The sequence below is a fragment of the Rhodopila globiformis genome, from assembly GCF_002937115.1.
GTDB classification, from domain to species: Bacteria; Pseudomonadota; Alphaproteobacteria; order Acetobacterales; family Acetobacteraceae; genus Rhodopila; species Rhodopila globiformis.
In genome coordinates this window covers 13958-26306 of record NZ_NHRY01000128.1, presented here as the reverse complement: position 1 = coordinate 26306, position 12349 = coordinate 13958, and the positions used below count along the sequence as shown (strand labels likewise).

General features: G+C 65.0%; 15 protein-coding genes. 2 read left to right on the top strand and 13 right to left on the bottom strand.

Going from position 1 to position 12349, the window contains the following annotated elements:
- Positions 1-23 precede the first annotated feature (23 nt).
- The 7 genes from CCS01_RS12415 to CCS01_RS33645 form a co-directional block, all read right to left on the bottom strand.
- Entirely contained in the window at positions 24-584 is a 561-nt protein-coding gene (locus CCS01_RS12415; protein ID WP_239992139.1) for a lytic transglycosylase domain-containing protein, read from the bottom strand.
- Between the two features lie 8 nt (positions 585-592).
- Positions 593-976 carry a hypothetical protein gene (locus CCS01_RS12410; protein ID WP_146101710.1) on the bottom strand — a complete coding sequence of 128 codons (384 nt, stop codon included), beginning with the start codon at positions 974-976 and terminating at the stop codon, positions 593-595.
- A 32-nt stretch (positions 977-1008) separates the two neighbouring features.
- Positions 1009-1257, bottom strand: coding sequence for an IcmT/TraK family protein (gene icmT, locus CCS01_RS12405; protein ID WP_104519131.1), 249 nt, complete (start codon positions 1255-1257; stop codon positions 1009-1011).
- A 113-nt stretch (positions 1258-1370) separates the two neighbouring features.
- The gene (locus CCS01_RS12400) at positions 1371-2561 is read right to left on the bottom strand and encodes a type IV pilus twitching motility protein PilT (protein ID WP_104519130.1); all 1191 of its coding nucleotides are present in this window, start codon (positions 2559-2561) and stop codon (positions 1371-1373) included.
- A gap of 21 nt (positions 2562-2582) precedes the next feature.
- On the bottom strand, positions 2583-3536 hold the full coding sequence (locus CCS01_RS12395) for a type IV secretory system conjugative DNA transfer family protein (RefSeq protein WP_104519129.1): 954 nt from the start codon (positions 3534-3536) through the stop codon (positions 2583-2585).
- Complete coding sequence (locus tag CCS01_RS33650; RefSeq protein ID WP_158258359.1) at positions 3529-3966, bottom strand: DotD/TraH family lipoprotein; 438 nt, start codon at positions 3964-3966, stop codon at positions 3529-3531. Before CCS01_RS33650 ends, CCS01_RS12395 begins: the two co-directional genes overlap by 8 nt.
- 26 nt (positions 3967-3992) lie before the next feature.
- On the bottom strand, positions 3993-4259 hold the full coding sequence (locus CCS01_RS33645) for a hypothetical protein (RefSeq protein WP_158258358.1): 267 nt from the start codon (positions 4257-4259) through the stop codon (positions 3993-3995).
- A 588-nt stretch (positions 4260-4847) separates the two neighbouring features.
- On the opposite strand from CCS01_RS33645, the gene CCS01_RS12385 reads away from it, so the two are divergent.
- Both CCS01_RS12385 and CCS01_RS12380 read left to right on the top strand, forming a co-directional pair.
- A complete protein-coding gene (locus CCS01_RS12385; RefSeq protein ID WP_104519127.1) occupies positions 4848-5216 on the top strand; it encodes a type II toxin-antitoxin system RelE/ParE family toxin in 369 nt (122 codons plus the stop codon).
- Positions 5213-5536, top strand: coding sequence for a helix-turn-helix domain-containing protein (locus tag CCS01_RS12380; RefSeq protein WP_104519126.1), 324 nt, complete (start codon positions 5213-5215; stop codon positions 5534-5536). The genes CCS01_RS12385 and CCS01_RS12380 overlap by 4 nt, the downstream gene beginning before the upstream one ends.
- 67 nt (positions 5537-5603) lie before the next feature.
- Here CCS01_RS12380 and CCS01_RS12375 read toward each other — a convergent pair whose 3' ends face one another.
- From CCS01_RS12375 to CCS01_RS12350, 6 genes are all read right to left on the bottom strand, one after another.
- Complete coding sequence (locus CCS01_RS12375) at positions 5604-8654, bottom strand: secretion protein (RefSeq protein WP_104519125.1); 3051 nt, start codon at positions 8652-8654, stop codon at positions 5604-5606.
- Positions 8654-9235, bottom strand: coding sequence for a hypothetical protein (locus CCS01_RS12370; protein WP_146101709.1), 582 nt, complete (start codon positions 9233-9235; stop codon positions 8654-8656). Before CCS01_RS12370 ends, CCS01_RS12375 begins: the two co-directional genes overlap by 1 nt.
- Before the next feature lie 11 nt (positions 9236-9246).
- Complete coding sequence (locus tag CCS01_RS12365) at positions 9247-9564, bottom strand: hypothetical protein (protein WP_104519123.1); 318 nt, start codon at positions 9562-9564, stop codon at positions 9247-9249.
- A 55-nt stretch (positions 9565-9619) separates the two neighbouring features.
- A complete protein-coding gene (locus CCS01_RS12360) occupies positions 9620-10069 on the bottom strand; it encodes a hypothetical protein (protein ID WP_239992138.1) in 450 nt (149 codons plus the stop codon).
- A gap of 254 nt (positions 10070-10323) precedes the next feature.
- A complete protein-coding gene (locus CCS01_RS12355) occupies positions 10324-10872 on the bottom strand; it encodes a hypothetical protein (protein WP_104519122.1) in 549 nt (182 codons plus the stop codon).
- Between the two features lie 13 nt (positions 10873-10885).
- A complete protein-coding gene (locus CCS01_RS12350) occupies positions 10886-12304 on the bottom strand; it encodes a hypothetical protein (RefSeq protein WP_104519121.1) in 1419 nt (472 codons plus the stop codon).
- Positions 12305-12349: the final 45 nt, after the last annotated feature.

Here is a 12349-nt window from a genome sequence, read left to right as displayed (position 1 = left end):
ACGGGGATGAGGCTGGGCCATCATCATCCCTGACCCGGAGCGGCCGCAGTCGCGAGGGCGGCTGGCCGATTTGGTAACAGCGGAATAATCTGCTGAGCCACAGAGCGAAGATCGGCTGGCAGATGTGGCCGCAAGCGCAAGACCTGCTGCAACACGGAACGAAGATAGGCCTGCTTATGGCCAGGGTCGTGGGAGTGGTAGTAGCCGACACCTTCCCAAAAATCGCCATGCGCCTCGTCGAGACACTGACGCAGAATCCAGGCGCCGGCCTCCAGATTGGCGCAGAAATTGTCGCGCAACGCGCGATAGGCGCGATCCTTCGTCGTCGACCAGTGTGCCGCCACCTGCGGCACCCAGATCTGGTTGACCTGCATCGGCCCGATATCGACGGTGCCGTTCGTGTTCTGGCTGACAGCGCCAAGCGAGCCTCCCTCGACGTTGAGGAGGATCACAAGAATGGCGGGCGGAACGTGATAGGCGCGGGACGCTGCCTCCAGGCACCCCTGGATGGCGACGCCGTTGCTTGTGTCGGCCGCCCTTGCCGTCCCGGCTGCGAGCAACAGAGCGACCAGGCTGGATAGCACGGCGCTTCTCACGGCGACGCCCCGGTGGACGATGTCGGCGTCGCCCGGCTCCGTGCCGCCTCCGACCAGATCAAATTGAAGTCGTTGACGACAATCGCCCCCGCTCGCGATGCCTGCGCCGTTGCCTCCATGGTCGCCAGCATTACCGTCGCGAAGCTGGACGCACCGATGCCGCGCACACGGAAACCGAAAAGCGCAGACGGGTCGCGGACAACATCGAGATCGAATCCGGCACCCGTCAGATCGCGCCACACCACTTGTCCGGCCGCGAGAAACGCCGGGAGAAGTCCCGTGCGAGACGCCGCGGCTTCAGGATTGACGGAAAGGACGTCACCCGTGCTTCGGTCATGATACGTCACCCCAAGCGGATCGCGCGACAGCAGCGCCTGCATGGTCCGCTCCACCCGGTCGAGGTCGAGTGCGCTCACGCGTGGCGCCTGCGGTTCCAGACCGGCACAGCGGTCCGAGTGCGTCCCACGAGCCAGCGTCGCCCGAGCCGGAACATGGCGGGCAGCGTCAGGCCCGCAAAAGAGATCGCTCCGAAGAAAGTGATTCCCGCGAGCGCGATATAGAGCGTCGTCCAGCTCCAATAGACGCAGGCGGCAAGCAACGGAAAGCAGGCCCGCGCATCGAGCATCAGCACGCGCACGGGCTGGCCGGTGTTACGCCACATAGCAAGGCTCCGGCATTGCAAACTTAGCGATCACGACAGCATTCTCCTCGCCAGGTTGAGGGTTATCATCGTCGCCGAAGCTGCGAATGAGCGCCTCTTTCACGCTGCGGTGCTCAGCCGATCTGGCGTAGCTCGTAAGCGGCAGTGGCTTCGGTGATTCGACCCGCGCGCGCCGCGCTCGCGATAGCAGCCCGGTATGACTGGCCTTTCTCCTCGACGGCGCGGCTGGTCAGCGCGGGCCACTCGCCTGGATCCGTGCGCAGGAATTGGCTGCGCAGCTCGGCATCGAAGACCAGAAATTCGCGCAGGGGCGTGCGCTTCCCGTCAGCTGAGCGCGCCAGGCGCTGATTGATGATCAGACGCAGCGACTGCGCCACCGCCGAGATCAGGTTTTCCCGCTCGCCCGGGGGGCAGAGGCTGGCGATGCGCTGCATCGTCAGCGGAACATTGTTGGCGTGAATGGTGGTGGTCAGGACATGACCGGAGATCGCGGCCTGGATCGCCGCGTCCATCGTCTCGGAGTCGCGGCATTCGCCGACAATGATGTCGGTCGGTTCGCGTCGCATTGCACCGCGGACGAAGGCTGCGAAACTTGGCAGATCGCGCGGGATCTCGGTCTGGTTCATCGTCGAGGTGGGGCCGCGCACGCGCTCCAGCAGAAACTCGACCGGCGCCGCTCCCTCGATGATATCGAAGTTGCCGGTCGGATCGAGCAGTTTGGCGACGGTCATCCCGGCGATCAGCGTGCTTTTGCCCGAACCAGTTGCACCGGACACGATGACCATGCCGTGTCCCGGACGGTAGTTGTCCAGAATGCCTTGCTCGACCAGCTGGTCGCTCAGTGGCGGCGGCATATCGGCGATCGGCCGCATGACAATGTTGCCGCCGTCGCGGCGAGGCGTGCGCGTGGGGGTAGCGTTGAGGCGGAAGCGAAGCCGCCTCGAGCGGCTCAATGAAATCGAATAAGCGGTATCGAAATCCTTGCCCATCTGCAGACGGGCCATGCCATCGGCCCCATAGACATGGTTGACGATCTGGCTGAATTCGTAATCGTCCACCGCACGCTCGGTGACCTGATGGTTCTGTCCGTGAATGCGCACCCAGACCGGATGGCCGCTCTGGAAGGCGATGCGTGAGGCGTTCGACTCGAAGGCCCACACGAGAAGGCCGTCGAGACCCGGTGCATGACGGCGGGCCTCTTCGACCCAGCGCAGATCCCGACGGTCGGCATCCGGCCAGCGAACACCGGTGGTACTGGCGGGCCGGTTACCCGGCCCGAGATCAGCGAGACGACCGTCCAACATCTGCTGCCCTATGCGCGCTGCTCACTGCGGGCACCCGGCGCCCGGCCGCCAGCGGCGCGGATTGGCCTGCAAGCCGGGCTGATCGGTGATGCGGATGGTGGCGTCGCCTACGTGCAGGCTGTCGCGTCCACCCTGCACAGGGGCATTCTGGAAGGCGAGGCGAGGCTGTTCGACGAGTCCGGCCCGCAGCAGCACGCGGTAGCGGGCCATGCCAACGATATCGCGCTCAAGACGGCCCAAATCGGCGAGGAAGATGTCGACCGCCTGCTTCTCCCCGGACGCCCAACCCTCCGCCACCCATTTGTTCCAGTAGGCGGCCTCCTGCTTGGTGCGAGGCAGGGTAGCGTCCTGAGGGCGATGCGGGTTGGACCAGGACCGAACGAGATAGGTGCGCCAGTTCGGCGGCGCGGAAGCGAGCTGCGCCTCACGCGTGATCTGGTAGATGCACGACGTTTCGCGAGCGACCTGGGCGCTGTCGCCGAGGGCGAACGCCATCTGCGCAGCCGAGACGATCGGCGGACGCATCATGGTTTGTCCGGCACCAACCGGCAGGACGAGAACGCGAAAATCGTAGGCGCTGTCGAGCTCGGCCTGGTGGCGGCGGAGCATCTCGTTCAGCGCGAAACTCCGACCCGCAAGCCCGCCTTGCGCGCCATACGTCAGGGCCGCGGTGCGGACCATGTCGGCGCGGCCTGGTTCCAGACCATCGCCCTGCTCGTCGCCCGGCCGGGCGGCCTGCAATTGCTCCAGTGACGGGGGAGGTTCCGTGCCGACCACGAGCGGCTGCTGGGAGCCGCCTGTGATCGGCTTGTTCAGCGGATTGGCCAGATCGGGCACGTTGCTCTCGACCTGATCCAATGTCGGGTCGGGCGGGACCCGCGGAGAGGTCAGCGTGTCGTCGGCCTGTGCCGGCATGACGCCTGCGAGTCCGGCCAAAACCGTGGCAGTGGCAAGCAGGGCGCGGAAGTTAGACATGGTGGATCACCTGAACCTGGTGGTGCAAAGGATCGAGCTCGACCGCAGCCCGCGTGCCGGCCTCCTCGCCGAGCGCCTTGAACACTTCGTAGGCCGGCACGTTGGTGAGCTCGACGGCGACCTGAAGCGGCTGAGCGCCAGGAGGCGCGGACACGAAGAACGTGTAGCCGACGGACTGTGCCAGTTTCGCGACACCCTGATCCAGCGGACCTGACCACTTGAAGGTGACGAGCCGCTGCAAATCCTCTGGCATGACGGGAACCGAGGTCGTGACCTGGGTGGGCGTCAGCTGACCCAGCTGTGCCATCTCGGCATCGACATGCTGGATGCTCTGCCGCAGCGCCTCTTCGGGATTTGGCATCCCTGGGGTGGCAACTGTCGTCGGGACCGGATGCGCCGGGTTGGCGCACCCTCCCAGCAAAGCGGCCATGAGAAGCGCCGAAACCAAGGGTCGCATCAGGCACGCTCCGTGATCGAGAAGCGGGCACGCCCGATCTTCAGGCCCTCGGTCGTCAGGCCCCCGGTCTTCCGACCACGAACACGGGCCGCCAGCAGATGAGAGGTGGGCCACGCGAGGGGCTGGGGCTGTAGCAGCGCCGCTTCCCGTAGCGCCCGTCTGCGCCAGTCGTCGACCCGCCGCGCACTCCGGCGCGGACCTACCGGAACGATGATCGCCGCCCCGATCTGCAATGTCAGATGTGCCATCGGCCCCGCCTCCATCATGCGGTGATCCTATCGCGCGTTCCTGCGAATGAGCCCTACGCGGCTTTTTCATTTTCGGGCGGCTCCGATCCAGGCTCCAGCCGAACGAGCCTGTCTCGTTCCTCCAGAGGTCACCGCGCCGGCCTCGCGGAGCGGCGACAGCCGACGGCGATGGACGCATCCAGCCGATCGGCAATGCCGGCACCCCGCTCAGCCAACTCTCCCGTTTGTCGTAGATCGTCTTATCTCTCCATCACGTCGCCGCAGCGCGATGGTCTCGGCCATCGGCCTCGCCGTCGTGGCGAAGAACCGCGGCGAGGCTGGCTGCGGGATCCGTTCGGGGTGGTGCGTGCGCAGCCGAGCCCCGGCCCGGGCGATTCCCGCTGCGGAAGCGAGGGGGGACGCGACCCTTTCGACTGATAGACGGAGATCTCGCCGAAGACGTCGGCGGCCTCATGTGGGCTTCAAGCCCGCTCGCGAGAACGATCGTCGCCCTGCGGGAAGGAGACGCCAAGGGCGGATCGGTCTGCGCGCAGCGAGATCCAGCGCGACCCCACGGGGGAAGCACCTGCACCTTGTTTTCAATAGCACTAAGTGCTACATGAAGTGATGACTGATGCTGACGAGACCGCGCGGGCCTTCAAGACTGCTTGGTTCGCCAAAGCGGCGCGCAAGGCGCTCATCGACGATGATGAGCTTTGCGAGGCCATCGCTGAGGTCCGGAAGGGTCAAGCGGACGACCTCGGTGGCGGTGTGTTCAAGAAGCGCCTGGATAAGAACAGACATCGGAGCATCATCGTCGCCAAGGGACGCCGCTATTGGGTTTACGCCTACCTGTTTGCGAAGCAGGACCGGGCGAACATCGAGAGTGACGAACTGAAGGCGTTTCGCAAATTGGCCGATCTCTACGCCGCAAAGACGGACGTCGAGATCGGAAAGGAACTGGAAACCAAAGAGCTGGTGGAGATTTGCAAATGACTGCGAGGCGGAAGTTCAAGAGCGACGCCTTCGAGGCAATCCATAGCGCGGTTGCCGGGATGGATCGCGCCGGGACGATCGACAAAGCCACCATGCGGGATTTTGATGAAACCTGCCTGTCCGTCACGCCGCCCATCGCGCCGGCAGCGATAAAGCAGCTCCGCGAGAGCAACAAGGTCAGTCAGCCGGTCTTTGCCCGCTATCTCAACACCAGCGAAAGCACGGTCGAGAAGTGGGAAACCGGTGCCAAAAAGCCAAGCGGCGTCGCCCTGAAGCTGCTGGCCATTGTCCAGAAGCATGGCCTGCAAATTCTGACCTAGCCACCGCCAGCCCTGTATACGCGAATAGACTGTGGCCGCGCCGAATGAATGGACGTCGCCAAGGGACCTACTCTGCCGCGGCGGGCAATTCGTGGTCCCGCGGGTTCTCGTAGGGTCGCAAGACCAACCCCAGTCCGTGGCCCCGGATCAGCTCGTCCGCGAGTTCGTCCACAACGCCCGACTCGACGCGATCCGCCGCGTCACCCTTCTTCAGGCGAGCCTTGGTGCGGCGTTCGATCTCGTCCATCGCGGAGCCTCCAGGGAACACCTTGGACAGGCGACGCAGGCCCTCCGAGTAGCCAACACGGTCGTAGATCCGGTTACGCAAGCTGGTGTCGCCTGGCGTGGTCGATAGCGCCCAAAGTTCGATCGGTCCGAGCGAGTTGACCAGGAACTGCTCGTAATTCGCCTGCTCCGCGCGGAAGATGGCGAGGAACGGAGCGCCATCCCGGCGTGGACCTGTCAGCCGGTTGCGCACGATCTTGGCGCTCGCCTCCGTCAGTCCGAAACGCTTGACGATCTCCTCCCGCTCGCGCTGATCGTCGGCGCCCAGCACGAAGCGGCCGGTCGATTGCGCAATGATGCCGTCGCCCATGTCCGACAGACGCTGCGATGCGAAGCCGAGCTGAACATTGTGCTTGCGGCCTTCACGCACATCGAGTTCGGCCTGCGCGCGCACCAGCGCGCTGCCCTGCGTCCGATGCCACTCGTCATAGTCAACACGCTTGACCGTCTCATAGGCTTCGAGAAAGCGCTTCTTGTGGTGCTCGCGCACGCGCTCGGGGATGTAGACCAGATATTCCGGGTGCAGGAAGAAGTTGCGGGCGAGGATATGCCGCGCCAGCAGATACATCATCTCGGTTTGCCGGTTCGCCGCCGTGGAGCCGGTCGGAGCGACGTATTGCAGATCAAGAACGATGATGCGCGCAGGCCCGAAGTCCAGTTGCGTCGGCGCATTCAGCGTCGGAAATCGGCGGATCAGGTCCGAGATGTAGCGCTCGAAGATCTGGCTTGCCTTCTCGCTCGTCTGGCTGAGTTTCAGCGCGTCGAACTGGTCCTTGATCTGGTCCGATCGGACGGCGCCGATGAGGTCCTCGAGGATCGGTACGGCGTGGCGCTGCGCCCGCTCTGCAAGCCGGTGTTCGCCAGCGTCGCAGAGCGCGTTGACGACGTCGCGCCAATAGGGGGACTCGTGGTCGAGCTTCACCCGATGCCGGCGCAGCGCCTCGTCTACGTCACGATCGAGGCCGGGCCGATAAGGTTTCGATCCGCCGCCGATCTCCGTGCAGCTCCGATACACCTCGTCGATGACCAGAGAGATCAGCTGCGCCATGCCCTCGAAGGGCGTGCTCTCGTCAACGGGCAGCGTGGCCAACGCCAGGAAGTTCTGCAGAAACGCCTTCTCCAGCGGCAGCGGGTACTCGCAACCAACCTGCAGATCGAAGATGTTGAACTCGAAGCCCGGCGCGAATTGCAGCGAGCAGAACACCGCCTCGTGCTTGCGGTGCGGACCGAGGGCCTCCTGGATGAGGCGCACAAAGCCTTCGGCCGAGCGCCCGATATCCGCCTTCCCGATCAACGGCACCTTCGCCCCGTTCGTGCCCATCACCGCGGTGCTGAGACAGAGGCCAATATTGATCGTGTTGGCGAGCACTGACTTTCCCGAACCGGGTGGCGCCACAAAGATATCGACCACGAGGGGCCGCTTGCGTCCGCCAGCCGGGTCATACGGCCAGATGCCGCCGTCAGGGCGACGGAAGAGCACGCTGCCAGCCTCCCAGGGCGACGCCGTGCGGTTCCAGGGCAGCATGACCAATGCGTCGCCCAGCAGGGCAAGGGCAGGGTTTGCGGTCGACGCCAGCGCCAGACCGGGCGCCGTGCTCATCACCCCCTCAAGCGGATCGCCGATCACCGTCGTGGCCTTGGCGTTGCCCCAGCCCTCGATGCGCTGGCTCAGCGTCGACATGCGCCGCCGCAGCTTATGCGGCTCCTCGATGGGCGCCCAGGTGGCAAACGAGGCGCGGAGACGCACCGCGATATGGTTCTCTTTTTCCCGCGCCTCGCGCAGGAAGGCGAAAGCCCGCCGCAGATCGGCGTTACCGGGAAACATCGACAGGAAACTCGCGCCGACGTCCTTCAGCTGCATCGCCGCTTGCCCGCTCCCCTCCAACACGATCGCGGCGCGCCATGGGATGCGGTCGCGGCCAAGTACGGCGGCCAGTTCAACGAATGGCCGCGGATCCTCCGGGCCAATATTCATGTCGACCGGCGCGAAAGTGTTGTCACCGAAATCCACGCGCTGACCGCCCTGCGTTACCGCGTCCGCATAGAAAATCTGCTCGCGGATCGGCGGCCAGAGAAGATACTCAGCCTTCGGCTTTTTGACGTCCTCCTCCGGGCAGCGGGCCATCACCCGATCACCCGGCAGGCACGGGGTCCAATCGGAACCCGCCATCTCGCGATACATCGCGGACCGGGCAACGCCGAGCGCCTCGTGCGGGTCGATCACCCCGGCGGCGATGTCGTGCGCGCGCAGTGCCGAGAGCACGCGCGTCGTGAACGCCTCATGTCGCGCCGCCATCACCTCGCTGCGCAGAAACACACGCTGGGTCTGCCCGACGGCCCCGAGCTCCTTGGCAGTGGCCGCATATTCCGCCTTTAGCTGTTTTCGCTCCTCCCTGGTCAGCACTGACGTACGGGTCCAGAGGATGAGGTAGGCGGCTTCCCAGCGCATGAGCTTGGGCCAAAGCTTGGCACGCTCGTCGAGAATGTCGCGCAGATCGAGGCCAACCTCCTGTGCGATGTTGCGGCACGAGGCGAGGTTCAGCCGTTCGATCTCCACCAGGGCCGCGTCGGGGTCCGAAATATACCAACCCACGATCGCGTGGCCGCGCGTCTCCAGCGCGCCGGAGAGATCGAGGCGCATCGCCTCGTTGATCGCATCAAAATCCTTGCGCTCGGCCATGCGCTGCATGCCGTCGACGCGCAGCCATGTGACGTAATGACCCGACTTCGTGACCAGGGCGTTGCCGTGAGACGTGTCGATGTCGCAGTAGGATTCGAGAGGTTGCTTCAGTGCAAGGGATAGACCGGCGAACAGGTTCGACAAGAACGACATCACACGGAAACCTCGTTGTAGGAGGGCCGAGGTTCGACCGCTGATCCATTCGACCAAACACCCACGACCCTCGGATAGATATCCTCGTCGCCGACGAAAAAGCGGCCTCGCGGGAGCAGACGCAGGCCGGCCAGCAGATCGGACTGGCGCGCGCGGATCGGTGCCGGTAGTTGGCGCAGCGCTTCGGCGAGTTCGCTGGGTTTGCTCGACCCGAGACGGGAGACGGCGGCGTCCTCACGGGCCGCCAGTGAAACGCGAGCATAATAAAGCCGCGTGCTCGCCTCGGTATCCAATCGCGGGACAGCATCGTCGCAGAGAGGTTCCAGCAGGCGATAAAGTTCGATGTGTATTTCACGGCAAAGAACATTGATGACGCTCTGGCCGGCTTCGGGAAGCCAGATCAGCCGGGCTTCCTCGTCGATGCGAGGCCGTCCTAAGTCGCAAACCAACCAGCAAAGAGGACAGGTGGCCTGGGCGCCGTCTTGGCCCTGGAACGCTCCCGGCCGGGCGCAGAACGCACACCGGCGGGCGGCGTCCGGGACGCCGTCGGCGACCGCGCCGACCTGCACGTCGAGATACAAAGCCTGCGGCATCAGGGACCAAAGGTCGAGATCGTGGCGATAAGGCCGGCCACGATGAGGGTCGCGGCCAGGGAGAAGCGGCGAGCCTTGAGCGACAGGTTCGAGATCTTCGTGATCCAGAGCGCTGTCACGACCGCGATAGATGGCAGCAAGACCGGCACGGTCTCGCGCAAAACATCTGTCGTGGGCACGGCCGCAGCCTGGAGGGCATTGAGAATGCCGCTCGCGGCGTAAACCAGCGCCAACGCCACAAAGACGATTATCGCCGCGGAGCCGGGCTTGCTATCGCTTGCCGGCACGAAGCCCGAGGTGAGGGGTGAGTGCTTCATCTTACCTCCGAAAGAAAAGGCCCGCCACGTGACACAGTGGCGGGCCGCTTCGGGATCAGCCGCCGGCGCCGAATTGCACCAGGCCCGGGGTGTCGTTGACGGTCGCGTTGCCGCCCGAGCCGGTGACCGCCGCCTTGTTCACCCACACTCCGGCGGACGCGAACAGACCGCACAGTACCAGACCGGCGACGCCAGCCATCACGTGGCCCTGCTCCCGGTTCTGCGGCTGCCGGCTCTGCCACAGCTTCCAGACGCCCATGCTGAAGCAGAGGGCGGCCGCGGCATAGCAGGCCATGGTGAAAATGTTGCCCGACGCGCTGATGCCCTCGGACGACATCGTGTTGAGCTGCGCGCCGATGCTATTCGCCGGCGCAGCGGCCTGGGCGAAGGCATGGCCGATGGCCGCGAAGGTGAGGGACATCCCACCGGCAAGCGCCGGCAGGATCTTCCCCCGCGGATTGAAGCGACGGACGATCGCCGTGCGCCTGGTGATGGAAATGCTCACGTGAGGTTCTCCTGGTTGCGAGGGAACTGCCCCTCGACGTCGGAGATTGAGTGAGACGGATGCGAATGACGGAACCGCTCGATGCCTCTCAAGGATCGTGCGTCCATCTATGCTTTAGAAATCGCCGAGGCGGCGACCGAGCAAGAAACGCGGCCCTTTTGAGGCCGTGCTCGTATTTCGCTTCCGCACATAGACGCGAGGCAATCGCTCAAATCGATATGGACGACAGTCTGGGCCCTCCCGGTCGCCCTTACTCACCCGCCGGTCTGGAACATGCCGACGACGCCGTTGGCGATTGTGACGATGTTGATGCAGCATACCCCAAACAGGAATTGGATTCCGCAGGAGGTCGGCGATCCCTGGACATGGCCATTAACGATACCGCGCCAGCGCATCAGCGCCCAAAAGACACAGGCTGCACCGAAGGCCTCGAAGAAATACTGAAACAGCTGCACCACGTTCAGCACGCTCTGCTGCGGCGTGTTGCCGAGGATGTTGCCCGCGTTTGGCGGCGTCGTCGGCGTGTATTGCGTGATCGACACGACCATGTTCGTGCCCATGCTCACGTTCGCCATCGTCAGAAAGTTCGGGAAGGTCGCGAACACGCCGCACATGATAATCGAGACAACCGGAATCCACGGCTTGTGCCAGTGATGGTGGTGATGCCTGTGCGGTTGGGACCAGGAGAACAACGTCCAGGCGAAGAACATGAAGCACGACAACGCCATGAAATAGCAGAACGCCGGCAGCATGACAGAAATGCCGTCGGCGATCGCCGTCGTGAAATTGACCAGGCCCTGCATGTTGCGTTGCCTCCTACTGGCCGATGGTCCCACGCTCGGTCTTGACGACCCAGGTGGTGCCCTGCTGGACGACCGCCTTCACGCGGCCATAGCCCGGCACCGTATCCCCGAGTGCGACCTGCAGCTGCGCGCTCTCGTCGCCGGCCCGGTCGATCGCGGCAAGCATCGCCAACCCGGGAGAGGCCGCTTGCACCCGATAGCGTTGGACCGGCTGGCTGGGATCGGCCGGCAACGCCGCGCGGGCCACAACGAGCGTCGGACGAACCACCGATGTTGCCGGTTCGGAGACGGGAATGATGGGAGTGGCTGGCGCAGGATCGGCAGCAACCCCGCTCGCCTTGGCCACGGACCGTTGCGCCTCGGCGAACGCGAGCCGCCGCTGAAAGTCATCAATCCGTGCCGTCTCGTCGACGCGGCTCCGTGCGAGATCCGCTCGCAGCTGATCTACCTCCTTGCGCTGGTCGTCGACGAGCGCGCCAAGCCGGGTGACGAGCTCGAGGACCTGCACTTGCTCCGGCGTGCTCATCGGGGCCGCTTGCAATGTCGCTGCCAATGTCGCGGCATCCGCTTGCGGCGACGCGGCGGCCGTATCCGGCTGCGACTGCGTCTGAGCGTGCGTCCGCACCGGCAGCGGCTTCTGGGGCTCCGGTACGCGAAGCGAAACTGGCGCCGCGGAAGACGCGACCTGCGCTGCCGGCGCGCCATTTCCGGGAGCTCCATCACGATTGCGCATGCCGGCCACGATCGATTGGGTCAAATCGGGTTTGGCGGCAGGCGAGGGCGTCGCGGCCTCCGGCTTCGGAGCGACGGTGGACGGTTGCTGTGCTGCAATCGTGGCCGGATTTGACGAAATCGGGGGTCCACCTGGCTCTCCCGGAAGAAAGGCGGGGACAGGATTGTCAGCCGGCGCGGCCGAGTGAGCGGGCGGGGTCGGGGTGTCGGCCGAAGCGCCAGCGGGCGCACCTGCCCTCAACGCGAGGATCTCGTCCACCTCGGACTTCCGCGGCGCCGGGGTGTACGTTTCGCGCTTGCCGGGCGGAGGCAGGGGCGGCGCATTGACGCGCGCCAGATGCGCCGACGGCGCCAGAACCGCCGGCTGTCCAATGCCGGCCTCGTTCGCCAGTTGCCGCAGTGTCGACGCCATCATCGGCACCGGATACGCCGTATTGTAGGGCGAGAAGACGCAAGCGGCACCGATGCCCAGAACCAGCAGGCAGGCCGCCGTCCCAAGCAACAGGCCACGGCGACGAGGCGGGCGCGGCTCTTCCCTGGGCGAAAGCCGCTCTTCCGGCGACGCGGACGGCGCCTGCGGCGCACCTGCCGTCTCCGCGTCCGATTTGCCGCGCTCCAGGTCGAATACATCCTCCGGCAGCGACACATGAAGGGGCACGGACGCGGTGTTGCCGGGGTCGGGGTGAATATGCGTGTCCATGGCGGCCTCGCAGAAAAAAGGGGCGATGCGTGAACATCGCCCCTC